Below are 24,128 nucleotides of genomic sequence, written 5' to 3' on the forward strand. Positions count from 1 at the left end.
ATATAAAGAATAATGTGTATTCCTTTTGTCTATAGAAAGGATGAAATGTAATGGATATCCGGCACTTAACGTATTTCTTGGAAGTGGCCCGTTTGAAAAGCTTTACGAAGGCATCACAGTCGCTGTATGTTTCACAGCCGACAATCTCAAAAATGATTAAAAACCTGGAGACGGAGCTCGGCATTAAGCTGTTTTACCGCAATGGCCGGCAAGTTGAACTGACTGACGCCGGGCAGAGCATGTATGTGCAGGCGCAGGAAATCACAAAGTCATTCCAAAACCTGACGTCAGAGCTGAACGATATTATGGAAGTGAAGAAAGGGCACGTCCGCATCGGTCTTCCGCCGATGATCGGGTCCGGCTTTTTCCCGAGAGTGCTCGGTGACTTCCGCGTCACATATCCCGATGTGACGTTTCAGCTTGTTGAGGACGGCTCTATTAAAGTGCAGCAAGGGGTGGAGGACGGCTCGCTTGATATCGGGGTCGTCGTGCTTCCCGCGAATGAAGAGATTTTTCATACGTTCACAATCGTCAAGGAAACCCTTATGCTCGTCGTCCATCCGTCACATCGGCTCGCCGACGAGAAAGAATGCAGTCTTCACGAATTGAAAGAAGAGCCGTTCATATTTTTCAGGGAGGATTTTGTCCTTCATAATCGAATTATGACGGAATGCGTGAAAGCCGGATTCAGGCCGCACGTCATTTATGAAACGTCACAGTGGGACTTTATCAGCGAAATGGTATCCGCCAATCTCGGTATCGGCCTGCTGCCGGAAAGAATCTGCCGCGGTCTTGATCCTGACAAAGTCAGAACCATTCCGCTCGTTCATCCGGTTATTCCGTGGCATTTAGCCATCATTTGGCGGAAAGACCGCTATATGTCCTTTGCCGCCAGAGCCTGGCTGGAGCATACGAAATCGTATTTATGGAATCCGAAAAAGAGAAAAAAGGATGATTAAGCATGGACGCACAAACCGCAGCTCAACACTTGAGTAAAGTGCGGGATCAAAACCCGCTCGTTCACAGTATCACCAATAATGTCGTCACGAACTTCACCGCTAACGGACTGCTCGCGCTCGGCGCATCGCCCGTTATGGCTTATGCAATTGAGGAGGCCGCCGACATGGCGAAAATCGCAGGAGCGCTCGTCCTGAATATAGGCACCCTCAGTTCGGCGTCGGTTGAAGCTATGATTGCAGCCGGAAAATCGGCCAATGAAAACGGTGTTCCGGTCATTTTTGATCCGGTAGGCGCCGGCGCCACGCCGTTTCGGACGGCATCAGCCCGCAAGATCATACAGGAGGTCCGCTTGTCCGCCATTCGCGGAAATGCCGCGGAAATCGCCAATATTGCCGGCGCCCCTGATTGGAAGATAAAAGGCGTGGATGCGGGGGAAGCCGGAGGAGATGTGGTTCACCTCGCTAAGACGGCTGCAAGCGGGCTGAAGACGGTCATTGCGATTACCGGAAAAACCGACGTCATCTCCGACGGCACCGACACATACGCCGTACATAACGGTGATAAACTGCTGACGAAGGTGACGGGGGCGGGATGCCTGCTGACGTCTGTAATCGGAGCCTTCTGCGCAGCGGAGCAGGACGTTCTGCAAGCGGCCGTTTCAGCCGTTTCTGTATACGGAAGCGCCGCTCAGCTTGCCGCTTTGGACACCTCCCAAAAGGGGCCGGGCAGCTTCCAGATTGAGCTTTTAAACAAGCTGGCAAGCATCTCAGAACAAGAAGCGGCCGAGCTTGCTGCAATTGAAAGGGTGACAGAAAAATGACGCGTATTTCTCGGGAAATGATGAAGGATATGTTATCGGTTTATTTTATTATGGGATCAAACAATACAAGCGCAGACCCCGTTTCTGTGGTGAAAAAAGCCATTGAGGGCGGCGCTACGCTTTTTCAATTTCGGGAAAAGGGGAGCGGTTCTTTAACAGGGGATGAACGTGTCCTGTTCGCGAAGCAGGTGCAGGATGTCTGCAGGCAGGCCGGGATTCCTTTCATCATTAATGATGATGTCGAATTGGCCTTGCGCCTTCAGGCGGACGGAGTGCATATCGGACAGGATGACGCAGACGCCGAAGAAACGAGAGCGGCAATCGGCGATATGATTCTCGGTGTGTCAGCACATAACGTCTCCGAGGTGAAGCGGGCGGAAGCCGCCGGAGCCGATTACGTCGGAATGGGCCCGGTCTATCCGACCGAAACAAAAAAAGATGCTGAAGCTGTGCAGGGCGTTACATTGATTGAAGAGGTAAGGCGTCAGGGCATCACTATTCCGATTGTAGGAATCGGCGGCATTACGGCTGACAACGCGGCGCCCGTCATTGAAGCGGGGGCAGACGGCGTCAGCATGATCAGCGCCATCAGCCAAGCCGAAGATCCAAAAGCGGCGGCGCGGAAGTTTTCAGAGGAAATTCAGCGCTCCAAAGCAGGGCTGTCCCGATAGGGCGGCCCTTTTTCTGTGTGCGCAAAAAGGCAGTGACGGACTTGGAGAATATAAGCCGTATGTCAAGAACAGGGCAATCAGCTTGCAATATCGACCGAAGTGTTTGACGGCTCTATCGCTTTGCTCAAAGTGATGCCTGAACCAATCACCGCCGGCGCCGAAGGCTTAAAAGCACTCTATGAACCAGTAAAAAGCGCGCAGTGAGAGATCATTTCGAGGTCACGGAAAAACTTGATGCGGAATTCAGCGAATTTGAAGTTTTGATGTCGAAATCAAAACGTGCGATCAATCGTATACGTCTTGTGATACATTAAGTACAGATCAAATCAGAGAGATAAGCACGAAGCTGACGGCCCTTTCTGAAACCATGGCGAAGATTGCCGATGTGCTTTAAAAGGAGTTAAGACACAGCATGAGTGATGAACAAAACAAGGAAAAACAGATCCACAGACGGGATGTCCTGAAGTGGGGCGCCGTCGCGGGCGCCGCCGTCGCTGTCGGAGCGAGCGGCCTCGGAGGACTCGCGCCGCTCTTCAAACCGGCGGCCACCGCTTCAAAGAAGAATGATGAAAAAAGTGATCGTGATCAAATCGTTCCTTTTTACGGAAAGCACCAAGCAGGAATCACAACGGCGCATCAGACGTATGTGTATTTTGCAGCGCTTGATGTCATGTCAAGCGACAAAGCCGATGTCATCTCCCTTTTCAAACAATGGACAAGCCTGACGCAGCTGCTGACTTCAGGCGCCGTCCCGTCGGGCGAACAGAAAAATAAATATATACCTCCGCAGGATACCGGGGAGTCGCAGGATCTGGCCCCGGCGAATTTGACCGTTACCTTCGGCTTCGGCCCCGGGTTTTTCGAGAAAGACGGGAAGGACCGCTTCGGACTGAAAGATAAAAAACCGAAGCACCTCGCCGATATTCCGCCGATGCCTAACGACAAGCTCGATAAGAAACAAGGCGGCAGTGATATCGTCATACAGGTCTGCGCGGATAATGAACAAACGGCGTTTCACGCGGTGCGCAACCTGATGAAACAGGCAGCAGGCGTGTGCGAAGTCCGTTTTCTCAATAAAGGTTTCTTAAGCGGCGGGAAAAACGGGGAAACGCCGCGCAACCTCTTCGGATTCAAAGACGGCACCGGCAACCAAAGCACAAAGGATGAAAACCTGATGAATTCGATCGTTTGGGTTCAATCAGGAGAGCCGGACTGGATGACGGGCGGCACGTACATGGCGTTTAGGAAAATTAAGATGTTTTTAGATATATGGGACCGTTCATCCTTGAAGGAACAAGAGGACACGTTCGGGCGGGTGAAAAGCTCGGGCGCGCCTTTTGGACAAAAAAAGGAAACCGATCCCGTGAAGCTGAATCAAATTCCTGCCGACTCGCATGTCAGCGTGGCAAAATCAACCGGCAGACAGATCCTGCGCCGGGCATTTTCCTATACGGACGGAATTGATCCGAAGACGGGCTATGTTGACGCAGGCCTGCTGTTTATCTGTTTTCAAAAAGACCCGGACCGCCAATTTGTCCCGATGCTGAAGGCTTTGGCGGCAAAGGATGCGCTGAATGAATACACACAAACGATCGGCTCTTCCTTATTCGCCTGTCCCGGCGGCTGTAAAAAAGGAGAATATATCGCCCAAAGGCTGCTGGAATCGTGACACCTTCCATATGGAGGGTGTTTTTTAAAAAACACTTGTAACTATATATGTTACAACTTAAAATGAAAAGGAAAGGAGACTTACAATGACACTGCAGATTAAAGTATATTCTGATTATGTATGTCCGTTTTGCTTTGTCGGCAAAGCGGCGTTTGAAGAAGCAATCAAGGACAAGGACGTACAGGTGGAATGGATGCCGTTTGAATTGCGTCCGAGCCCCTCGCCGAAACTTGATCCGGTGAATGATCCCGCCAAGCGGCAGATGTGGAAAAACTCCATTGAGCCGATGGCGCAGTCTTTAGGCGTTGAAATCACGTTCCCCCGCGTGTCACCGCATCCTTACACGGATTTGGCATTTGAAGGCTTTCATTTCGCAAAGGAACATGGGAAAGGAAGCGAATACCATACACGCGTTTTTCAGGCGTTCTTTCAGGAAGAACAAAATATCGGTGACGTTGGCGTGCTGACAAAGCTTGCGGAAGAAGCCGGACTTGACGGCGCTGCCTTCAAAGAGGCGCTTGAGACAAGAGCGTACAGACACGTACAGCGGGAAGCGCTCCGCCATGCTTATGAGGAAGCCGGCATTACGGCAGTGCCGACGTTTATCATCGGCGATGAGAGAATCCCTGGCGCGGCGGGAAAGGAAACCTTTGAACAAATCATTGAGCGGGAACTGAATAAACGTTAACCCGAAAAAAGCCCTCTCGATCAGCGAGAGGGCTTTGCCATATAGTGTTTGACAAATGTTTGTCTGTCCGCTTCATAAGCCGCGGCGTCAAATGAGTCGCCGCAAAAATGAAGGCACCAAGGGTCTTTTTGGCAGGCGACGCCGACTTGATAGCCGTGTTTTTGAAATTCAAGCGACTGTGATGTGTCGTAAAAATGAAAGCCGCGAAACAAATCCTCCCGCCACTTCACGTCATATTGAGCCGCCATTAACAAGCCGTCAATGGCGTCAACGGGCGTAAACAGGCCGTCTTCATCACCGTGCTCAAAGACCAGCGGGTGATAAGCATTCCCCCGGTATTCAATCACTTTTCCCATCCGCTCTCCGCTTTCCCACCAAATGCCGTTCGGCGGCAGGGTTTTGCAGCCGGCGACACCGAGAAGGCCGAGCTCCTGATGAGATTGAAAGATATGAAGCATGTCATGAAGGAAATGCTGATGAATGATAAAGGTATCCTGATGCAGATAAATTTTATATTTGGAGGGGTGTCTCAGCGCTTTGTTATAGGACGAGGCCATGCTTGCTGAATCGTATATCGGCATGATATCAACGGAGTATGAAGGGGGGACGGTAAGCTGTATGATATGGCTTTTGCACCGGGAGTACAGCGACTCGTCATTCACACAGACGACAAACAGAAATGAATGTGAATCCATTACATGCTCCTCTCGGCCTCAATCACATATTGATACGCCGATGCTTCTGTCATAAAGTCATGCCTTATGCCAAGCTGTACGCATACTTCGTGCAATGATGCGGTGGCTTTGTGATAAGAGGGGTGATCAACGCGGATCGCTTCAATGCGTTTCACCTCATAGCCGGCGGCTTTAAATAATGAAAGCGTCTCTTCACGGGTAAAAAAACGCAGGTGGGTCTGATCCATTAATCCGGCGTCCCTGTAAGTCCATTTGCCGGCTAAAAGCTCCAGCACCACTGAGATGTGGCCGACATTCGGTATGCACGCAAGCACCGTGCCGTCTTTTTTTACATACGGGCGAAGCTTTTTCAGCACGGACCACGGGTCGATAAGATGCTCAAGAACGTCTCCGAACAGCATGCAGTCGAATTGTTCTGATTCGTACGGAAGAATGGCGGATTCAATGTCGCCGCAAAGGACGTGGCTCAATTTGCTTTCCGCCTTTTTCGCGGCTTCGGGATACGCTTCAATGCCGTAAACCGTTATTCCGCGGTCTTCGATCGCCGCTCCTAAATTGCCTGTGCCGCAGCCGACATCAAGCACTGTCCGCCAGTTTTCGTCTATTTTGTTCAATAAATAAGGATTCAGGCCTTCGTAGTAGTTCTGTTGTTTTTCATCATAATAGGGATTCGTATCCATCTGTGTATCACCTCATAAATGGGCATATACACAAGATATGCAGCGGGGGGATCTCATATCACCATGTTTGGCTGTTCAATTGCGGAATGCGGACGGGAATGGTTGTCCGGTATACGGTTTGTTCTCTGATTCCCCTCTTATTGCGGATGTTCCTTTGAAAACTCGGGTGCGGGCGGACTGTGGCAGGTCATATAGTAAAAGGATCCGCCTGTAATCTTACCGCTGGCGGATGGTGTTTTTCATTGGTGTTTTTTTCTTCACCGCTTTTTCAGTATTTAAGAAGCGCCTCACATCGTCAATGTGCAAACCCATGATTCTAGCCTCTTGAATTAACAATTGCCAATCTTGATCTATATCTTTCATTACATGAGTTTTCATAAGAACCTCCAATTGAAAAATTGATTTGCCCAGCTACAGCAGCCAATGTATAACAAATATCACACATAGTTGGCCGGTAATCCCAAATTGAAGATGAATTCACCTACCTATTCCCTAAGAAAATGACTGAAATAACCAAAATCCTTCAAGAATTCTTACGTATAATAATAAACAAATAAATACTGACTGGATAGTATGCAAATAAAAATAAATCATATGACCTATTAACATTTACCCTCAAAGCGTCGACTAGCATATTCTTTTTGCATAAAAAATACCGCAAAAGAATGATTCGGTGTAAGATAAAGTGAATGATCAAACAGCTGGGGTAAAAAATGAAAAAAAACAAATTTCAAATTAAGAGAGAAGAAACATTTGAAAGTTTTATTGACGCAGGCCTTCATCTCCTGATTGAAAGAGCTTACGATTCAGTCTCAATCGATGACATCAGTAAAGCGGCGGGTTTCAGCAAAGGCGCGTTTTACGTTCATTTTGAAAGCAAGGAAGATTTTCTGAAGCATTTGTTAGACAGGCGTCAGATAAAAAAAAGGATCATCACTGGCTATCTCGACGAATTAGAAAAGCAAACAGCACGGCCGTTGACGCTTTGTGAAGCTGCGGCAAGCGCGGCCAGCCTGTTGATGCGGTTTGTAAACAGCAAGCCTGCCTGGAATGTTGTGTCTTTTGCCGTTCATATGCCTACTTACAAAGTCGTCAGTGAATATGAAGCTTATATCCGTCTTTATAAGTTATGGATAGAAGAAAGCACCATGTACATAAATTGGCTCAAATCGAGAAATTTAATAGAAGACCATATAGATACCGAGCATACCGCTAACATGATGTGCGCGCTCATCGACGGGATGATTAAGCAATCCAATGTGCTGGGAAGGCCGGTTACATTCCGCAGCATGTTTGACGCGCTCTATGTTTTTGTCAGCGGCAGAAAATCGGGGTAACGTTCTTCTTGATTTGACAAAAGGTTTAGAAAAGTCTTTCAGAAAGCGAGGAACTGCCATGCGCTACAGAGAAATTATGATGTATATCATTATGGGGATATTCACGACCATCGTGAATATCGTCAGTTTTTACATTCTGACGTCGGCCTTTGAGATGGATTACAAGGCGGCGACCGTCGCAGCTTGGATTCTGTCCGTTCTATTTGCATATGTCACGAATAAACTGTATGTATTTCAGCAAAAGACCGCGGGGATGCGGAGTCTGATGAAAGAATTGACGGCCTTTTTCAGCGTGCGGGTATTGTCTCTCGCCATCGATCTCGCCATGATGATTCTTCTGGTCAGTCAATTTCATATGAACGAAACGTTGGCGAAAATCGCCGATAACGTCATTATCGTAGTCGTCAACTATGCGGCCAGCAAGTGGATTGTCTTCAGAAAAGCGAAAGAAGAGGGCGTGTCATAACGGTTTCTTTCCGCACCCCGGGGGAAAGTGTAATGGTGAAAGGGGATGCGTATGAAGCACAAAATAAAGAAAGCGTTTGCTGATGTATTCGGGGAATCGGAGGACCTGCGCATTTTCTTTGCGCCCGGCAGAGTGAATCTCATCGGAGAGCATACGGATTATAACGGGGGCCATGTCTTTCCGTGCGCGCTGACGATCGGTACATATGCAGCCGTCCGGGAGAGAGGGGACAGGCTCGTCAGAATGTACTCTCATCAATTTAAGGAAGCGGGCATAAAGGAATGCAGTCTCGATGATATCCGTTATCAAAAAGAGGACGGGTGGGCCAACTATCCGAAAGGGGTCATGGCGGAATGTCTCGGCAGCGGTTTTTCCCTTCCGCACGGCTTCGATATTGTGTTCTGGGGAAATATCCCGAACGGCGCGGGGCTGTCATCTTCGGCTTCCATTGAACTTGTTACGGCGGTCATTCTCAAGGAATGCCATGAGCTTGAGGCGGATATGCTCGACTTGGTGAAGCTCGCTCAGACGGCGGAAAATTCCTTTATCGGCGTCAGCTGCGGAATAATGGATCAATTCGCCATCGGAATGGGAAAGAAACATCATGCGATTCTGCTAAATTGCGGGACGCTCAGCTTTGAATATACAAAACTCGGGCTGTCGGGGCTGTCGATCGTTATTGCAAATACCAATAAAAAACGAACGCTTGCAGACTCAGGCTATAATACGAGGCTCAAGGAGTGCGGGGAAGCGCTTTGTGATCTTCAGAAGCATCTTTCCGTTCAATCACTGGGAGAGCTGACCCCTTCCGCTTTTGACGCTCATGCGGAGCTGATTCAGAATGAAGTGAACAGACGCCGGGCGAAACACGCCGTCTATGAAAATCACCGCACAATAGAGGCCGCCGACATGTTCAGTAACAATCAGCTTCATCATATCGGTGAATTAATGAGGGATTCGCATCTCTCTTTACGCAATGACTACGAGGTGACGAGTCATGAGCTGGATACACTGGCTGAAGCGGCCTGGCGCCACGGCGGGGTGATCGGATCAAGGATGACTGGAGCCGGTTTCGGCGGCTGTACAGTCAGTATCGTCAAGGACGATGCGGTTTCGGATTTTATTGAAACGGCAGGAGCCCGCTATGAGGAAAAGACAGGGAGAAAAGCTGACTTTTACACGGCGGATGTCGGAGCCGGAGCGAGAGAACTAAAGGGGGATGACGATGGCAATTGAGCGGCATGTGGAACGTTTAATCCGGTACGGATTGCAAAAAGAGCTGATTTCCTATCTTGATATTGAATATACAAGAAACCGTTTATATGAAGCTTTGCATATCACCCATCCGGAAGTTTCAGAACAGAAAGAAAATGAATCGGCGGCATCATTGCCGGACATATTGGCCCCGATTTATGAATGGGCGGCAGAAACGGGCCGGATTGCAGCCGATACAGACACCTATCGCGACCTGCTGAGCGCGAAGATCATGGGCTGCTTTGCCCCGCAGCCGTCCGAGATTGTCCGTCGTTTTGAAGAAACAAAGGCGGTGCACGGGCCGGAGCAGGCGACAAAGGCGTTTTACCGATTTTCAGAGGATGTGTATTATATCCGTTCGGACAGAATAAAGCGGAATGTCGGGTGGACGGCTGAGACGGCTTACGGAAAGCTGGACATCACGATCAACCTTTCAAAACCGGAAAAAGATCCGAAAGCAATTGCGGCTGCCAAAGAGCAGCCTCAATCCGATTATCCGAGATGTGTTCTTTGTAAAGAAAATGTCGGGTACGAGGGGAGACCGGATCACCCGGCGCGTCAAAACCTTCGTGTCATTCCGGTGATTCTCGGCGATGAGCAGTGGTTTCTGCAATTTTCTCCGTATGTGTATTACCGGGAGCATTGCATCGTTTTGAAAGACCGGCACGAACCGATGAAGATCAGCAAAAAAACGTTTGACCGGCTGCTGTCGTTCGTCAGCCAGTATCCTCATTATTTTCTCGGTTCCAATGCTGATCTGCCGATTGTCGGCGGCAGTATTTTAAGCCACGACCATTTTCAGGGGGGCAATTATGAATTCCCGATGGCGCGGGCGGAGACAGAAAGCCGGTACAGGCTGCCTGACTATCCGAAAACGGTGTTGGGAATTGTGAAGTGGCCGATGTCGGTCATCCGCCTGCAAAGCGAGAGTGCGTCTGAGCTTTCCGGCGCGGCGGATGCCATCCTGCGGGCATGGCGCGGCTATTCCGATGAGGCGGCTGATCTCCTCGCCTATTCAGGAGAAACACCGCACAATACAATTACGCCGATTGCCCGGCGGAGAAACGGTTTATTCGAATTAGATCTCGTCCTCAGAAATAACCGCACCTCTGATGAGCATCCGCTGGGAATTTTTCATCCCCATCAGGAAGTTCATCACCTGAAAAAAGAAAATATCGGACTGATTGAGGTAATGGGGCTTGCGATTCTGCCGGGCCGCCTTGAACAAGAAATGAAATACACGGCTGAAGCGCTGTGCTCACCGGACCCGGAAGCGGTCTTAACGGCAGACCCTTCTGCGGCAGCGCATAAAGATTGGGCGCTCAGTGTGCTGCATAAGCGGAAGATAACGAAAGAAAACGCGGAACAGATTCTGAAAGAGGAAATCGGCCATGCCTTTGCGCGGATACTGGAGCATGCCGGCGTCTTTAAACAGACAGAAGAAGGCAGAGCGGCTTTCCGGCGGTTTATCCGCCATTTGGGCGCTCTACCGGAAAAAAGCCCCATCCCATAAGGGACGAGGCTTTTTTTTTATCCTCTGCTTCTGGCGATCAGGCTGAATAAGAATACCACGATCGCAGCTCCGATGATTGCCGGAATGATGGCAAAGCCGGCAAGGTGAGGACCCCATGTGCCGAGCAGTCCGTGCCCGATCCATGCGCCGATCAGACCGGCGATCATTGACCCGATGATTCCTCCGGGCATACTGCCTTTTACAAATAAACTTCCGATCCAGCCGATAATAATAGCGACAATCAGAGATACGATAAAACCCATAAATATCACTTCCTATTTTTTATTTATTTATGCCTATATGTTACCTTCGTTTTGTCCATATTAAACATATGAATGCGTTTTTTATAATGAACATATCAAGGCGCGTTCCGGTCTTTTTTTTCACAATGCGTTGCGTTAAAATGGAAACCGTGTGAAAAGGTGTGAGCAAAGGAAAAAATATTTCTTTTGTAGAATGTTTAACAAAATGAAACTTTTTGTTGACCAGCGTTTTTTATTATGGTAAACCTTTATTTGGTATTATTCGTTCTCACTATCTTTTTTCTCTATATATGCTAAATGATCTAAAACTTTTTATGTTTGATTTGCGCAAGTGGAAAAAGTTCATGCATTTTTTGACGATTTTGTGACATTAGGTCGAAAAAAAGATGAACTTTAGAAAAAAATAAAGCTAATAAGGGCAGATTTTGATAGCATAACAAGGTAGATAGAGAAAAGATTTTGAGAAAGTACATTTCAGATTCACTACATCAATAGGAAGGATGGTGATCTTCTTGTTCAGAGCATTTAAACCGTTACTTTTAATAGCGATGTTGGCTGTTGTTTTCGTACTGGGCGGATGCAGCGACATTTCCGTTTTAGATCCGAAAGGACCTGTAGCAGACCAGCAGAAAGATCTGATTCTCTTGTCAATCGGATTTATGCTGTTCATTGTCGGCGTCGTATTCGTACTATTTACAATCATTTTAGTGAAATACCGCGACCGCAAAGGCAAAGACAGCGGAAATTACAAGCCCGAGATGCACGGCAACACGTTCTTAGAAGTAGTCTGGACAGTGATCCCAATTTTAATTGTTATTGCACTTTCTGTGCCTACCGTACAGACGATATATTCGTTAGAAAAAGCGCCTGAAGCGACAAAGGATAAAGAGCCTCTTGTTGTTTATGCTACTTCGGTAGACTGGAAATGGGTATTCAGCTACCCAGAGCAGGATATTGAGACGGTTAACTACCTGAACATTCCTGTAGACCGTCCGGTTTTATTTAAAATTTCTTCAGCCGATTCAATGGCATCGCTATGGATTCCTCAGCTTGGGGGACAAAAATACGCGATGGCGGGAATGCTGATGGATCAATACTTACAGGCTGACAAAGTGGGAACATATGAAGGCCGCAACGCGAACTTCACCGGCGAACACTTTGCCGACCAGAAATTCAACGTAAAAGCTGTTACGCAAAAAGACTTTAACAGCTGGGTGAAAAAAGCCCAAAGCGATTCTCCAAAGCTGACGAAAGAGAAGTATGACGAACTGATGCTTCCGGAGAATGTCGGTAAATTAACGTTCTCTTCTACACACTTAAAATACGTTGACCACGGCCAAGATGCCGAATATGCGATGGAGGCGCGCAAACGCCTTGGCTACAAAGCCGTATCACCGCACTCTAAAACAGATCCGTGGGAAAATGTAAAGAAAAACGAATTTAAAGTATCCGACGATAAACAAGATTGAAATTGAACAAGAAAGGAGGAAGCCCGAATGAAATTGAGATGGGATGAATTTTTTGTAACAGGTGACCCATTAATTCTGGGCGCACAAGTTTCCATTGCGCTTTCCACTATCGCTATCATCGTTGTACTCACATACTTCAAAAAGTGGAAGTGGCTCTGGTCTGAATGGCTTACGTCTGTAGACCATAAGAAACTTGGAATCATGTACATTATCTCTGCTGTTATCATGCTGTTCCGCGGCGGGGTCGACGGCTTGATGATGCGCGCCCAGTTAGCGCTTCCTAATAACAGTTTTTTAGACTCAAACCACTATAATGAGATCTTTACGACTCACGGTACGATCATGATTATCTTCATGGCGATGCCGTTTTTAATCGGTCTGATCAACGTTGTCGTACCTTTGCAGATCGGTGCGCGCGACGTAGCATTCCCTTACTTGAACAACCTGAGTTTCTGGACGTTCTTCGTAGGTGCGATGCTTTTCAATATTTCTTTCGTTATCGGAGGTTCTCCGAACGCAGGCTGGACGAGTTACATGCCGCTGGCAAGCAACGACATGAGTCCCGGGCCTGGTGAGAACTTCTACCTGCTCGGTCTTCAGATTGCCGGTATCGGTACGCTGATGACGGGTATCAACTTTATGGTGACGATCCTGAAAATGCGTACGAAAGGCATGACGCTGATGCGTATGCCGATGTTCACATGGACGACGCTGATTACAATGGTTATTATCGTATTCGCCTTCCCTGTTTTGACAGTGGCATTGGCGCTGTTATCATTTGACCGTTTGTTCGGCGCTCACTTTTTCACGCTGGAAGCCGGCGGTATGCCGATGCTTTGGGCTAACTTGTTCTGGATTTGGGGACACCCTGAAGTATATATCGTTATCTTACCGGCATTCGGTATTTTCTCTGAAATTATTTCAGCGTTTGCAAGAAAGCAGTTATTCGGTTACAAAGCGATGGTCGGCTCAATTATCGCCATTTCCGTCCTGAGTTTCCTTGTATGGACTCACCACTTCTTCACAATGGGGAACAGTGCGTCCGTTAACTCTTTCTTCTCGATTACAACGATGGCGATTTCGGTTCCGACCGGGGTTAAAATCTTTAACTGGCTCTTTACGATGTATAAAGGCCGGATCAGTTTTACAACACCGATGCTGTGGGCGCTTGCGTTCATCCCGAACTTCGTTGTCGGCGGGGTAACAGGGGTTATGCTTGCGATGGCTGCAGCGGATTATCAATACCATAATACGTACTTCCTCGTATCTCACTTCCACTATGTGCTGATCGCGGGTACGGTATTTGCATGTTTCGCAGGATTTATTTTCTGGTATCCGAAAATGTTCGGCCACAAGCTGAACGAAAGAATCGGAAAATGGTTCTTCTGGATCTTTATGATCGGATTTAATGTATGTTTCTTCCCTCAATACTTCTTGGGGCTGCAAGGTATGCCTCGCCGTATTTACACTTACGGACCGAATGACGGATGGACTGCATTGAACTTTATTTCAACTGTCGGAGCCTTCATGATGGGTGTCGGATTCTTAATCCTTTGCTACAACATCTACTACAGCTTCCGCTACTCTACTCGCGAGATCAGCGGAGATTCATGGGGCGTGGGACGTACGCTTGAGTGGGCGACTTCATCTGCGATTCCGCCGCATTACAACTTTGCGGTGCTTCCTGAAGTGAAATCTCAAGATGCGTTACTGCAATTGAAAGAAGACAAAACGGATATTCATCCGGAAAGCAAGTTCAAGAAAATCCATATGCCGCACAACTCCGGAAGACCGCTTATTATGTCAGTGGCGTTCGGTATTGCAGGCTTCGGACTTGTATTTGAATGGTTCTGGATGGGCATTGTCGGCTTGATCGGCATTCTGCTTTGCATGGTGCTTCGTTCATTTGAATATGACAATGGCTACTATATACCTGTTGAAGAAATAAAAGAGACGGAAAGAAAGATTTCCGAATAAAGGAGGCGTGATTTATGGAACATGCAGAACACGGCAATTCTAACGCGCCTATGGAATATCAATCTGAAACCGGCAGACTCAATATTCTCGGGTTTTGGATCTTTTTAGGGGCAGAGATTGTGTTGTTCTCAACACTATTTGCAACCTTCTTCGTTCTTCAAAGAAGAACAGCAGGAGGAGTCTTACCGGCTGAATTATTTGAAGTGAAGCTTGTCATGATCATGACATTCCTGCTTCTGATCAGCAGTTTCACCTGCGGGATCGCTGTTCATGAAATGCGTCGCGGAAGTTTAAAAGGCGTCGTCATTTGGACGATCATTACGCTTCTTCTCGGCGCGGGCTTCGTCGGATGTGAGCTTAACGAGTTCATCCACTATGTACATGAAGGAGCATCTCTCGGTACAAGTGCTTTCTGGTCTGGATTCTTCGTCCTTCTGGGAACGCACGGAACGCACGTAACGATCGGTATCTTCTGGATTGCCGGCATCTTACTGCAATTGAAGAAACGCGGATTAACGCCGCAGACGTCTTCAAAAATCTTTATCTCAAGTTTATACTGGCACTTCTTAGACGTTGTTTGGATCTTCATCTTTACAGGCGTCTATCTCATCGGATTGGGGGGACTATAATATGGCAAACAAATCTGCTGAACACAGCCACTTTCCGTGGAAGCATATCGTAGGTTTTGCGTTGTCTATTATTCTGACCCTGCTGGCCCTTTGGGTTGCGGTATATACGGAATTAAGCCCATCAGCAAAACTCTGGATCATTTTCGGATTCGCATTTATCCAAGCCGGTCTTCAGCTTCTCATGTTCATGCACATGACAGAAAGCGAAAACGGCGGAATTCAAGTCGGAAACACGCTCTTCGGATTTTTCGGAGCGATTGTTATCATCCTTGGTTCCATCTGGATCTTTGCGGCGCACTACCATCACGGTGACCATATGGATGGAAACCCTCCTGGCGGTGCGAAGCAACATTCCGAACATCAGGAATAAAAAGAAACCCTCTTCGTTCAGGCGAAGAGGGTTTTTTGTGCCTTTATTGGCTTCTTCTCCGGCGCAGGCGCGGGAGGCCGTAAATGATAAAGGCGGCGATATGGGCAACGATGACGTTGACGGCAAACAGGATGATCATAAGTGTGTGGCCGAGAGGGGATAGGCTGCTGGTTGCGTAAAAGTAGAAGAAAACCCACATGAGAATAATTGGCGGTATGGCCGAAAGAGCGACTTTTTTGTTATCCAGCCAGATAAAGAGGGGTGTTGCGCTTGCGACCAGTAAATAAGCAAAAAACATGTCCATCTTACATGTCTCCTTTCATTTTATGGGAGCGTTTCCAAAATGAAATACAGAGAGTGAAATGTGTCTGTTTTGTGGTCGTTTTTTGAACATTTTGTTACAATTATTATACCATGTTTTCCAATTTTTGATACCGCTTTTTCGAGAAATGTATTGCAACTATTGCCTCATTTTTGGATAGGTACAAGAAACCGGAAAGGCCAAATACCCTGTCACATTTCCGGACAATGGAATGGCGCAGGCTGTGAACCTTTGCTATGGTCAAAGAAAATATGCACAGCAAGGGTGGTTTGAAGTGGACGTAAGGAAAGAAGATGTCACAGCGCCGGATGTCATTGCGCTTTTACAGGAGCATCTGAAGAGCATGACCATGCATTCTCCTCCGGAAAGTATACACGCGCTCAATGCGGACCGGCTGCGTCAGCCTGACGTTACGTTTTGGAGTGTGAGGGAAAACGGCATCCTGCTCGGCTGCGGCGCCTTAAAGGAGCTAAACAGCCGGCACGGTGAGATCAAATCAATGAAAACCTTTCCGCATCATGTCAGAAAAGGCGCAGCCAACCGGATCCTCCGCCATATGCTTGAAGAAGCAAGGCGGCGGGGCTATCAGCGGATCAGCTTGGAAACCGGTTCTATGGAGGCTTTTCTCCCCGCCAGACGCCTGTATGAAAAAGCCGGGTTTCAATATTGTAATCCGTTTGCACATTATAAAGAGGACCCGAACAGCTTGTTTATGACGTTAAACATAGACTGAAACCCCTTTTCTGACGAGAAGGGGTTTTTTATCGGAAAAGTTTCGTCATGACCGAAACATTTCCTTTTCTGACACGTCATATGTCGTGTAGTCCCCAAACCGTAAAAAATAAAAAGGAAGCAACCTCATCATGTTTTCTTGAACAGTGTTCATGTATAATAAACAATAGTGACTTCCGATGAAAATGTAAGGCGGGATAGAATGAGTCGATATAAGAAACAGCAAAATCCCTATTATCAGGGGGATTTGATTTTTATATTTGGTGTGTTTTTAATAATTAGTGTTGCGGCGATTTATGCGGCCGGACAGTTTGGGCAGTACGGAAGTGATGCCTGGATGAGACAGATCGTCTTTTATGTCATCGGAGCCGGTCTCATGGTCAGTATCATGTATTTTGATTTAGAGCAGCTTGAAAAACTGAGTCTGTACGTGTTAATTGCCGGCGTGCTGTCACTGCTCCTTTTACGTGTGGCGCCGGAATCCATCGCGCCGATTAAAAACGGAGCGAAGAGCTGGTTTAAAATCGGCAGCTTCACTCTTCAACCTTCAGAGTTCACGAAAATAGGAATTATGATGATGGTCGCGTCCATTATATCGAAGGCGGGCCCGAAGGATCAAAGGTCGCTTCGGGAAGATGTGAATCTGCTTTTGAAAATTGCGGCATGGACGGTTATTCCGATCGGGATGATCGTCTTGCAGGATGCCGGAACGGGTGCGATCTGTCTGTTTATCGTTATGGTGATGGTGTTTATGTCAGGTGTAAACTGGAAGCTGATCACCATCATCGGCGGTTCGGCCGCGCTCGTGCTTGGCCTTTTCTTAGTTCTCGTGATTGAATTTCCCCATGTGGCGAATTCAATCGGCATTGCGGATTATCAAATTAACCGGATTACATCGTGGATGTCTGACTCCAGTGCGGCAACGACTCAGGCAGAGAGCGATAAAAGCTGGCAGGTGGATCAGGCCGTTATGGCGATCGGATCGGGCGGCATTACCGGAAACGGCGTTCATAATCTGAAGGTGTACGTACCTGAGGGGCAGACCGACTTTATCTTTGCGATTTTGGGTGAAAGTTTTGGATTTTTAGGCTGCGCCATTGCGGTCGTCATGTTTTTCTTTTTAATTTACAGGCTTGTGGTGCTGATTGACCGCTTGCATGCGTTTAACCGGTTTGGCGCGTTTTTTTGCGTAGGATTTACTGCACTTATCGTGATTCACACCTTCCAGAACATCGGGATGAATATCGGCATTATGCCGGTTACCGGTATTCCGCTGCTGTTTGTCAGCTATGGGGGGAGCTCGGTGCTTTCTACATTAATCAGCTTCGGGATCGTATATAACGCAAGTGTGCAGCTGACGAAATATAAAAGCTACTTGTTCAATTCTTAATGTGAGACGGCTCGTTTTTCGGGCTGTCTTTTTTTGTTTAGAGCATTTCGCTTTTGACATGATTCCCTTTGGGATATGATATAGAGAGAAGGAGGCTTTTATATGAACAATACCATCGAAACGATACTTAATCATCGGTCGATCCGATCATTTACTGACGAGCTTCTGACCGCAGAAGAGATAGATACATTAGTGAAAAGCGCTCAGGCGGCGTCAACGTCCAGTTACGTGCAGGCTTACTCCATCATCGGCGTAACCGATAAGGAGAAAAAGCGGAAGCTGGCGGCGCTGGCCGGAAACCAGCCTTACGTCGAAAATAACGGGCACTTGTTTGTGTTCTGCGCTGATTTGTACCGCCATAAAAAACTTGCTGAGGAAAAAGGCGAAAACATTACCGAGCTTCTTGAGAATACGGAAATGTTTATGGTCAGCGTCATTGATGCCGCACTTGCCGCACAAAACGTAAGTGTTGCCGCGGAATCAATGGGACTCGGCATTTGTTATATCGGAGGCATTCGAAATGAACTTGATCAGGTGACGGAAGTGCTTGGTACACCTGACCATGTGCTGCCGCTGTTCGGCTTGGTAGTCGGTCATCCCGCTCATCCGTCCGGTCAAAAGCCGCGCCTGCCGAAACAAGCCGTATATCATGAAAACACATACGATACGAATGAAGAACACTTCCGCAGTTATATGAAGGAATATGATGAAACCATTTCCGCTTATTATGATAAACGGACAAACGGCAAGCGGATTGAAACGTGGTCTGATCAAATCCTGCAGTTCATGAAACAAAAACCGAGAACCTATTTGAATCAATATGTAAAAGATAAAGGTTTTCAAAAGAATTAAGAAAAAACCTCTCCTGACCGGGAGAGGTTTTTTTATGTTTCACGTGTAACATATTTCGACAAAATGGAACAAGGTATATAAATGTTTATCATCAGGGATGCTTATAAGCATACAGAAAGAAAAAATGGCTTAGCAGTGGTACGATGTTGATGAGGTGACAGTGATGATTTCATTAAGCATATTAGATCAATCTCCTGTATCAGAAGGGAGTTCTGCGGAAAGCGCGCTGCGGAATACAGTAAGACTGGCGCAGGAGGCGGAAAAGCTCGGATATAAGAGGTTTTGGGTGTCAGAGCATCATTTTTCAGAGCGGTTGGCGGGTTCAAGCCCTGAAGTGCTGATCAGCCATATTGCGGCGAAAACGAATGAGATTCGTGTAGGCTCGGGCGGTGTCATGCTTCCGCATTACAGCGCATATAAGGTGGCGGAGAATTTCCGCGTGCTTGAAGGGTTGACGCCGGGCAGAATCGATCTCGGATTAGGGAGAGCGCCGGGCGGAATGCCGATCGCATCATGGGCGCTGAATGACGGCGGGAAGCGTAACGCTGATCAATATCCGCAGCAGCTTCGTGAGCTGGCGATGTATTTGCATGATGCAGCCGACGACAATCACCGTTTTCCGAATCTGACCGCATCACCCCTTATTAAGACGGCGCCGGAAGTCTGGCTTCTCGGTTCTTCGGGGGAAAGCGCGCTTCTGAGCGCAGAAACGGGAGCAGGCTATATGTTTGCCCACTTTATTAATGGAGAAGGCGGAGAAAGCACGACGGCACAATATAAGCGCAGATTTAAACCTTCTCTATTAGGAAAAGAACCAAAAACAGCCGTGGCGGTGTTTGTGCTGTGCGCGGACACGGAAGAGAAAGCGGAGGAACTCGCGGCCGTCATGGATTATACGCTGCTTGCGGGTGAACAGGGGATTCCGCTTCACGGCGTACCGTCTTACGAAACCGTCCGCGGCAATACGTATACACCGTATGAACAAAGACGAATTGCCGATAATCGGAATCGAATGATCATCGGAACGAAGCAGCAAGTGAAAGAACAGATTCTGGCTCTCAGTAAAGCATACGGAACGGAAGAAGTGATGGCTGTAACCATTACTCATCATTTTGAAGATAAACTTCAGTCATATCGCCTGCTTCGAGAAGCTTTTGCCGATTAATCAAAAAGAAACCCTGCTGATGCTCCAGCAGGGTTGTTCGGTTATTCAATGATAAAAGGTTTTTCAGTCAGCACCTGGCTTGATTTCCCTTTGTTCGCGGCATAGGCCAGCATATAATATTCTCCTGCCGGCAGTGCGGTGTCACCATTGACTTTGCCGTTCCAGTCGAAATATTGATAGCCTTTATCCTGCTTTTTGTAGATGCCGGCTTGGCCGACAAAGTCAAGATTGCTGTCATATACAAGGAAGGCAAGCTCTTCGGCTCCCGCCGGAAGATAGGTTTCAATTTGGTAGGTTCCCTGCGTTGTGCCGTCCTGCACGTCGATTGACGTCACGCGCGGATAGTCCGGCTCTTTTACAATCAGCAGCGTCGGCACTTTTGCGACTGTTTTTCCGCCTTCACGCACTGTGACGGTTCCCTCATAGGTGCCTGCCTTTACTTTTTTGGCATTGACCTTTACTTTCGCATTGACCTTTCCGGTTTGATGAGCGGGGATCACGACCCGGTCTGTGCCCGAAACGGTAATGCCCGTGCCGTTGAAAGAGTACTCGAGCTGATATGATTTTCTGATGGACGATTGGTTTTCAATTGTAAAGGTTTCTTTTTTCGTTTCATTGCCTTTGTCTTTCATAAACGTTCCGTAAGAATAACTTCCCGGGGCGACAAGGGAGTCTGCTTTGATCGCCTTCATGATTCTGATGCTTCCGGCGCCTTGCGCATTATGCGGGTATACGTCACCGTCCGCGTCCGTTAAGGTTTCCGCGGTGTTCATGAGAGCGGCTTTTATTTGTTCCGGGCTCCATTTCGGTTTGGCCTGCTTGATGACGGCAGCTGCGCCGGCTACATGCGGGGAAGCCATGCTCGTTCCCTGCTTCGATCCGTAGCCGTACGGGTCGGCCGGATCATGTGTCGGAATGGTGCTGACGATGTTTACGCCGGGAGCGGAGACGTCAGGTTTAATCATCCACGTGTCCATAACCGGACCGCGTGACGAAAAGTCTGCCATTTGTTCAGTGAGCGATTTAGCCACGGATAAATTGAAAGTCGCTTTTGTGCCGCCCGCTTTTAATTGGCTGACGAGTTTTTCGCCGTCTTCTGATGAAAGCTTAATCGTCGGCACGGACATGCCCGGTACGTTGGCTTCAATTTCTCCCGGGGCATTGTTATACACAACCATACCGATCGCGCCCGCTTTTTTGGCGTTGTCGGCTTTATCCACAAAGGCGATGCTGCCCCGTTTGACGACAGCGACTTTTCCTTTCAGATCTTTGCCTTCAAAATCCTTTTGCTCGCCGATACCCGCCTCTATGAGCTCTGTTTCTTTTTTATTCAGTGCTTTTATGTCATCTTCTTTGTTGTAGCCCATTACTTTCGCTGAGGAATAGGAACCGAAGGAGACGGCGTACTCGTTCAGCGGCAGCTGGGTCGCTCCGACGGAGATCGCTTCTCTGGACGTTCCCGGAGAGCCGACGGTCCAATTGTTCGGCCCGCTGTTTCCGTTTGATGTAACGGCCGTGACGCCTTCTGACATCGCCCAGTCAAGCGCCGTGCTTGTCGCCCAGTCTGGGTTATTCACAGAATTGCCGAGAGAAAGGTTCATGACATCCGCTCCGTCCTGTACGGCGCGTTCGATGCCGGCGATGACGTTCTCCGTTGTTCCGCTTCCGCCCGGACCGAGCACACGGTAGGCAAGGAGTGTAGCATCCGGCGCGACGCCTTTAATCGTTCCGTTTGCCGCTACCGTGCCCGCGACATGGGTTCCGTGGTCAGTCGACGCGCCTCTCGGATCACCGGATTGCGTTTCTTCAGGATCGTAGTCGTTATCCACAAAATCGTATCCTTTATATTGTCCGAAATTTTTCTTTAAGTCAGGGTGTTTATATTCGACACCGGTGTCAATAATGGCAACCTTGACGCCTTTACCCGTATAGCCGAGCTTCCACGCGTCATTTGCCCCTATATAAGGCGCGCTGTCATCCATCTGCGGGGACACGGCATCTTTAGATAGGGTGATGTCTTTATCTTTGAGCTGATCGGTATGATAGGTAACATTCGGATAAACCGCTTTGACATCCTGATCACTCAGCAGTTTGGGGATTTCATTTGCCGGGAGTTTCATGGAGAAGCCGGAAAACACTTGCTCATATTCCCTGTTGATTTTTCCGTGTTTAACGATTTTGAGCGCCTTCTTTTTCACTTTTGCGCGTTCGCTTTTCAGCTTGCTTTTTGTCTGTGCTTTACCGAGTTCCTTTGCTTCCGCCAGCGACTTTTCTTTCAGCTCCACGATGACTGTCGTTTGTTTGCCGGTGGTCATATCAATGTCACCGAACACCTCAGCCTTCTCAAGATCAGGAGTTTGCGGTTTTGAAGCCGGCACAGCCTGTGAACTTGTGGATAAGGTAAAGGATAAGACAAAAGCCGGAAGCAGATAACGGATGATTCCTTTTTTCAATCGTGTTTCCCCCTTTTTCTTTATCTAAATTAGAAATCTAGTATATATTTCTTGAAAATTCAAAATAATCCTTGTGACATATGACTCATTTATGGAAATTGGTCTGTGAATAAGGAGGGAGTTATACACAGAATCCTGTGCATAACTGAATAAATTTGTGTATATATATTGTTGGGAACGAACGTTCCTATACAAAATATAGACCGAGTTTGTGGATATGTGGATATACCCTGTGTTTAAGCTGTGCTTAACCAAGGGATAAAGTGTGTATAACTTTTTTTATCGGCTTTTCCATTTTTCAGGTCATTTCCATCAGCTTTCAACAAAACTTCTGAAAACTAGTTTGTTTTTTCACTCATATTGTGACAAACAATTCGACCGGCCGCGTCTATCATAGAGTCATAGGGTTGCTAGACCCGCTAGTTTTTAGCGGAGAAGGATCGGCCGCCTTTTCCGTTAAAGCGGAGAGAAAAACAGGCCTGCGAACAAGCTGTCTGTCAAAAAGAAGCGGAGGGATGATTTGCAATGAAACGTTTGCTAGTATCTTTACGGGTGTGGATGGTCTTTCTGATGAACTGGATGGCGCCGGGTAACGGAAGATATCCATTAGCCGCCGTGTACGGAAACCAAGCGGCTTATCATAAGAAAGCGAAGCGGACGGCTGGGGCTTTTTCGTTTGTGAGCCGTGTCCGATCGGCGGATTTGACCGATGAAACAAAATCGGCCCGCGGCAGGCTGGATAAAAACCGATGGATGCCTGTCCGCAAAGAATTGCCGAAACGGGAGCGCGCGGGTCCGACACCTTTACATCATATGAAAAAGAGGGTACAATCCCACTAAACATAAGAACGGGAGCGAACCTCTTGAGAATAGACAAAGTATTAAATAACAATGCGGCGTTAATAAAAGAAGACGGACGGGAAAAGATCGTAATGGGTCCCGGAATCGCTTTTCAAAAGAGAAAAAATGATGTGATTCAAAAACATAAAATTGAAAAAATATTTGTCGTGCACGACGAAAATGAAAAGTTCAAACAAGTGTTAGAAACGCTTCCCGAAGAGCATATAGAGGCGGCTGAAGATATCATCAGCCATGCGGAGGGAGAGCTTGCGGCACCTTTGAGCGATCACATCCACATTGCGCTGGCGGACCATTTATCCTTTGCGATCGAAAGGATTCAAAACGGCCTTCAGGTGCATAACCGATTGCTTCATGAAATTAAGGCGCTTTATAAAAAAGAATATGAGATCGGCCGCTGGGCGGTTGAACACGTGAAACAAACCCTCGGTATATCATTGCCTGATGATGAGGCGGGGTATATCGCGCTTCATATCCACACTGCCAAGGCGGATGCCAAAAGCATGTATTCGGCGATGAAGCATACAACCATGATCAAAGAAATGATCGAAAAGATCGAATCCTTTTTCGAACAGAAGGTGGATGAAGACAGTATTTCCTATCAGCGCCTCGTCACGCACTTACGGTATGCGGTCAGCCGGTTGGACTCAAATGAAGCACTCCATTCCATGGACGAGGAGATGCTTTATTTCATCCAAAAAAAGTATCCGTTTGCTTATCGGTGTGCGCTTGAACTGGCGGCGTTTTTAAAAAATGAATATGATTTGGAACTGCCGGAATCCGAGGCCGGCTATATTACGCTGCATGTCCAGCGTCTGCAAAAAAACCCGGAATAACGCGTCTGTTTCGAGAAACAGACTTTTTTTTTGAAAACATATTGACGAAAGCGCTGTCA

General features: G+C 47.7%; 25 protein-coding genes and 1 pseudogene. 20 read left to right on the top strand and 6 right to left on the bottom strand.

Annotated features, from left to right (window positions below):
* Window positions 1-50 precede the first annotated feature (50 nt).
* The 6 genes and pseudogenes from cidR (at window position 51) to ACWHAR_RS11075 (ending at window position 4,808) form a co-directional block, all read left to right on the top strand.
* Window positions 51-959 carry a cidABC operon transcriptional activator CidR gene (gene cidR / locus ACWHAR_RS11050; RefSeq protein WP_003150908.1) on the top strand — a complete coding sequence of 303 codons (909 nt, stop codon included), beginning with the start codon at window positions 51-53 and terminating at the stop codon, window positions 957-959.
* Window positions 960-961: 2 nt separating this feature from the next.
* Window positions 962-1,780, top strand: coding sequence for a hydroxyethylthiazole kinase (gene thiM, locus ACWHAR_RS11055; protein ID WP_032875739.1), 819 nt, complete (start codon window positions 962-964; stop codon window positions 1,778-1,780).
* The gene (gene thiE, locus ACWHAR_RS11060; protein WP_032875742.1) at window positions 1,777-2,451 is read left to right on the top strand and encodes a thiamine phosphate synthase; all 675 of its coding nucleotides are present in this window, start codon (window positions 1,777-1,779) and stop codon (window positions 2,449-2,451) included. Before thiM ends, thiE begins: the two co-directional genes overlap by 4 nt.
* 75 nt (window positions 2,452-2,526) lie before the next feature.
* A pseudogene (locus ACWHAR_RS11065) lies at window positions 2,527-2,845 on the top strand (Efem/EfeO family lipoprotein); the annotation flags it as partial.
* Window positions 2,846-2,863: 18 nt separating this feature from the next.
* Entirely contained in the window at window positions 2,864-4,120 is a 1,257-nt protein-coding gene (gene efeB, locus ACWHAR_RS11070; protein ID WP_032875744.1) for an iron uptake transporter deferrochelatase/peroxidase subunit, read from the top strand.
* Window positions 4,121-4,205: 85 nt separating this feature from the next.
* Entirely contained in the window at window positions 4,206-4,808 is a 603-nt protein-coding gene (locus tag ACWHAR_RS11075) for a DsbA family oxidoreductase (RefSeq protein WP_012118748.1), read from the top strand.
* A 20-nt stretch (window positions 4,809-4,828) separates the two neighbouring features.
* Here the strand turns inward: ACWHAR_RS11075 and ACWHAR_RS11080 are convergent, their stop codons facing one another.
* From ACWHAR_RS11080 to ACWHAR_RS11090, 3 genes are all read right to left on the bottom strand, one after another.
* Window positions 4,829-5,503 (bottom strand): glycosyltransferase family protein, encoded by a 675-nt coding sequence (locus ACWHAR_RS11080; RefSeq protein ID WP_032875747.1) that lies wholly within the window; start codon window positions 5,501-5,503, stop codon window positions 4,829-4,831.
* A complete protein-coding gene (locus ACWHAR_RS11085; protein WP_032875750.1) occupies window positions 5,503-6,183 on the bottom strand; it encodes a class I SAM-dependent methyltransferase in 681 nt (226 codons plus the stop codon). The genes ACWHAR_RS11080 and ACWHAR_RS11085 overlap by 1 nt, the downstream gene beginning before the upstream one ends.
* Before the next feature lie 216 nt (window positions 6,184-6,399).
* Entirely contained in the window at window positions 6,400-6,561 is a 162-nt protein-coding gene (locus ACWHAR_RS11090; RefSeq protein WP_003150917.1) for an anti-repressor SinI family protein, read from the bottom strand.
* A gap of 335 nt (window positions 6,562-6,896) precedes the next feature.
* On the opposite strand from ACWHAR_RS11090, the gene ACWHAR_RS11095 reads away from it, so the two are divergent.
* The 4 genes from ACWHAR_RS11095 to galT all read left to right on the top strand — a co-directional run bounded on the left by ACWHAR_RS11095 (window position 6,897) and on the right by galT (window position 10,753).
* Window positions 6,897-7,520 (top strand): TetR/AcrR family transcriptional regulator, encoded by a 624-nt coding sequence (locus tag ACWHAR_RS11095; RefSeq protein WP_007614590.1) that lies wholly within the window; start codon window positions 6,897-6,899, stop codon window positions 7,518-7,520.
* Window positions 7,521-7,599: 79 nt separating this feature from the next.
* On the top strand, window positions 7,600-7,986 hold the full coding sequence (locus ACWHAR_RS11100) for a GtrA family protein (protein ID WP_029325749.1): 387 nt from the start codon (window positions 7,600-7,602) through the stop codon (window positions 7,984-7,986).
* Between the two features lie 51 nt (window positions 7,987-8,037).
* Window positions 8,038-9,222: a galactokinase gene (locus tag ACWHAR_RS11105; RefSeq protein WP_032875753.1), complete on the top strand. Its 1,185-nt coding sequence runs from the start codon at window positions 8,038-8,040 to the stop codon at window positions 9,220-9,222.
* Window positions 9,212-10,753: a UDP-glucose--hexose-1-phosphate uridylyltransferase gene (galT, locus tag ACWHAR_RS11110; protein WP_032875756.1), complete on the top strand. Its 1,542-nt coding sequence runs from the start codon at window positions 9,212-9,214 to the stop codon at window positions 10,751-10,753. Before ACWHAR_RS11105 ends, galT begins: the two co-directional genes overlap by 11 nt.
* Before the next feature lie 17 nt (window positions 10,754-10,770).
* Here the strand turns inward: galT and ACWHAR_RS11115 are convergent, their stop codons facing one another.
* On the bottom strand, window positions 10,771-11,016 hold the full coding sequence (locus ACWHAR_RS11115; protein WP_003150926.1) for a GlsB/YeaQ/YmgE family stress response membrane protein: 246 nt from the start codon (window positions 11,014-11,016) through the stop codon (window positions 10,771-10,773).
* A gap of 503 nt (window positions 11,017-11,519) precedes the next feature.
* Between ACWHAR_RS11115 and qoxA the strand changes: the two genes are divergently transcribed.
* From qoxA to qoxD, 4 genes are read left to right on the top strand one after another with little or no spacing between them, the layout of a single operon-like run.
* Entirely contained in the window at window positions 11,520-12,485 is a 966-nt protein-coding gene (gene qoxA, locus ACWHAR_RS11120) for a cytochrome aa3 quinol oxidase subunit II (protein WP_087920812.1), read from the top strand.
* 27 nt (window positions 12,486-12,512) lie between these two features.
* The gene (gene qoxB / locus ACWHAR_RS11125; RefSeq protein ID WP_007614578.1) at window positions 12,513-14,462 is read left to right on the top strand and encodes a cytochrome aa3 quinol oxidase subunit I; all 1,950 of its coding nucleotides are present in this window, start codon (window positions 12,513-12,515) and stop codon (window positions 14,460-14,462) included.
* Between the two features lie 14 nt (window positions 14,463-14,476).
* On the top strand, window positions 14,477-15,091 hold the full coding sequence (qoxC, locus tag ACWHAR_RS11130; protein WP_003150930.1) for a cytochrome aa3 quinol oxidase subunit III: 615 nt from the start codon (window positions 14,477-14,479) through the stop codon (window positions 15,089-15,091).
* A 1-nt stretch (window position 15,092) separates the two neighbouring features.
* A complete protein-coding gene (qoxD, locus tag ACWHAR_RS11135; RefSeq protein WP_014419185.1) occupies window positions 15,093-15,461 on the top strand; it encodes a cytochrome aa3 quinol oxidase subunit IV in 369 nt (122 codons plus the stop codon).
* Between the two features lie 43 nt (window positions 15,462-15,504).
* Here the strand turns inward: qoxD and ywcE are convergent, their stop codons facing one another.
* Window positions 15,505-15,765, bottom strand: coding sequence for a spore morphogenesis/germination protein YwcE (gene ywcE, locus ACWHAR_RS11140; RefSeq protein ID WP_003150937.1), 261 nt, complete (start codon window positions 15,763-15,765; stop codon window positions 15,505-15,507).
* Window positions 15,766-16,057: 292 nt separating this feature from the next.
* Between ywcE and ACWHAR_RS11145 the strand changes: the two genes are divergently transcribed.
* From ACWHAR_RS11145 to ACWHAR_RS11160, 4 genes are all read left to right on the top strand, one after another.
* Window positions 16,058-16,516, top strand: a complete 459-nt coding sequence (locus ACWHAR_RS11145) for a GNAT family N-acetyltransferase (RefSeq protein ID WP_032875758.1) — start codon at window positions 16,058-16,060, stop codon at window positions 16,514-16,516.
* Between the two features lie 201 nt (window positions 16,517-16,717).
* Window positions 16,718-17,905 (top strand): FtsW/RodA/SpoVE family cell cycle protein, encoded by a 1,188-nt coding sequence (locus tag ACWHAR_RS11150; RefSeq protein ID WP_007614568.1) that lies wholly within the window; start codon window positions 16,718-16,720, stop codon window positions 17,903-17,905.
* 102 nt (window positions 17,906-18,007) lie between these two features.
* Window positions 18,008-18,757, top strand: coding sequence for an oxygen-insensitive NADPH nitroreductase (nfsA, locus tag ACWHAR_RS11155; protein ID WP_032875761.1), 750 nt, complete (start codon window positions 18,008-18,010; stop codon window positions 18,755-18,757).
* Between the two features lie 163 nt (window positions 18,758-18,920).
* Window positions 18,921-19,922, top strand: coding sequence for an LLM class flavin-dependent oxidoreductase (locus ACWHAR_RS11160; protein ID WP_032875763.1), 1,002 nt, complete (start codon window positions 18,921-18,923; stop codon window positions 19,920-19,922).
* Window positions 19,923-19,963: 41 nt separating this feature from the next.
* Here ACWHAR_RS11160 and ACWHAR_RS11165 read toward each other — a convergent pair whose 3' ends face one another.
* Window positions 19,964-22,375, bottom strand: a complete 2,412-nt coding sequence (locus ACWHAR_RS11165; protein ID WP_032875766.1) for a S8 family peptidase — start codon at window positions 22,373-22,375, stop codon at window positions 19,964-19,966.
* Between the two features lie 525 nt (window positions 22,376-22,900).
* Here ACWHAR_RS11165 and ACWHAR_RS11170 point away from each other — a divergent pair.
* Together ACWHAR_RS11170 and ACWHAR_RS11175 are read left to right on the top strand one after the other, a co-directional pair.
* Window positions 22,901-23,215 (top strand): hypothetical protein, encoded by a 315-nt coding sequence (locus ACWHAR_RS11170; protein WP_032875769.1) that lies wholly within the window; start codon window positions 22,901-22,903, stop codon window positions 23,213-23,215.
* A gap of 23 nt (window positions 23,216-23,238) precedes the next feature.
* The gene (locus tag ACWHAR_RS11175; protein WP_012118737.1) at window positions 23,239-24,069 is read left to right on the top strand and encodes a PRD domain-containing protein; all 831 of its coding nucleotides are present in this window, start codon (window positions 23,239-23,241) and stop codon (window positions 24,067-24,069) included.
* The last annotated feature ends 59 nt before the right edge of the window (window positions 24,070-24,128 follow it).

The sequence above is a fragment of the Bacillus sp. LR--39 genome (assembly GCF_053613335.1).

Coding starts and splice junctions, on each gene's coding strand:
- nfsA (WP_032875761.1), top strand. CDS start 18,008: ATGAACAATACCATCGAAACGATACTTAATCATCGGTCGATCCGATCA.
- cidR (WP_003150908.1), top strand. CDS start 51: ATGGATATCCGGCACTTAACGTATTTCTTGGAAGTGGCCCGTTTGAAA.
- ACWHAR_RS11150 (WP_007614568.1), top strand. CDS start 16,718: ATGAGTCGATATAAGAAACAGCAAAATCCCTATTATCAGGGGGATTTG.
- qoxB (WP_007614578.1), top strand. CDS start 12,513: ATGAAATTGAGATGGGATGAATTTTTTGTAACAGGTGACCCATTAATT.
- thiM (WP_032875739.1), top strand. CDS start 962: ATGGACGCACAAACCGCAGCTCAACACTTGAGTAAAGTGCGGGATCAA.
- galT (WP_032875756.1), top strand. CDS start 9,212: ATGGCAATTGAGCGGCATGTGGAACGTTTAATCCGGTACGGATTGCAA.
- qoxC (WP_003150930.1), top strand. CDS start 14,477: ATGGAACATGCAGAACACGGCAATTCTAACGCGCCTATGGAATATCAA.
- ACWHAR_RS11170 (WP_032875769.1), top strand. CDS start 22,901: ATGAAACGTTTGCTAGTATCTTTACGGGTGTGGATGGTCTTTCTGATG.
- efeB (WP_032875744.1), top strand. CDS start 2,864: ATGAGTGATGAACAAAACAAGGAAAAACAGATCCACAGACGGGATGTC.
- ACWHAR_RS11160 (WP_032875763.1), top strand. CDS start 18,921: ATGATTTCATTAAGCATATTAGATCAATCTCCTGTATCAGAAGGGAGT.
- ACWHAR_RS11090 (WP_003150917.1), bottom strand. CDS start 6,561: ATGAAAACTCATGTAATGAAAGATATAGATCAAGATTGGCAATTGTTA.
- ACWHAR_RS11115 (WP_003150926.1), bottom strand. CDS start 11,016: ATGGGTTTTATCGTATCTCTGATTGTCGCTATTATTATCGGCTGGATC.
- thiE (WP_032875742.1), top strand. CDS start 1,777: ATGACGCGTATTTCTCGGGAAATGATGAAGGATATGTTATCGGTTTAT.
- ACWHAR_RS11095 (WP_007614590.1), top strand. CDS start 6,897: ATGAAAAAAAACAAATTTCAAATTAAGAGAGAAGAAACATTTGAAAGT.
- ywcE (WP_003150937.1), bottom strand. CDS start 15,765: ATGGACATGTTTTTTGCTTATTTACTGGTCGCAAGCGCAACACCCCTC.
- ACWHAR_RS11105 (WP_032875753.1), top strand. CDS start 8,038: ATGAAGCACAAAATAAAGAAAGCGTTTGCTGATGTATTCGGGGAATCG.
- qoxD (WP_014419185.1), top strand. CDS start 15,093: ATGGCAAACAAATCTGCTGAACACAGCCACTTTCCGTGGAAGCATATC.
- ACWHAR_RS11075 (WP_012118748.1), top strand. CDS start 4,206: ATGACACTGCAGATTAAAGTATATTCTGATTATGTATGTCCGTTTTGC.
- ACWHAR_RS11085 (WP_032875750.1), bottom strand. CDS start 6,183: ATGGATACGAATCCCTATTATGATGAAAAACAACAGAACTACTACGAA.
- ACWHAR_RS11080 (WP_032875747.1), bottom strand. CDS start 5,503: ATGGATTCACATTCATTTCTGTTTGTCGTCTGTGTGAATGACGAGTCG.
- ACWHAR_RS11100 (WP_029325749.1), top strand. CDS start 7,600: ATGTATATCATTATGGGGATATTCACGACCATCGTGAATATCGTCAGT.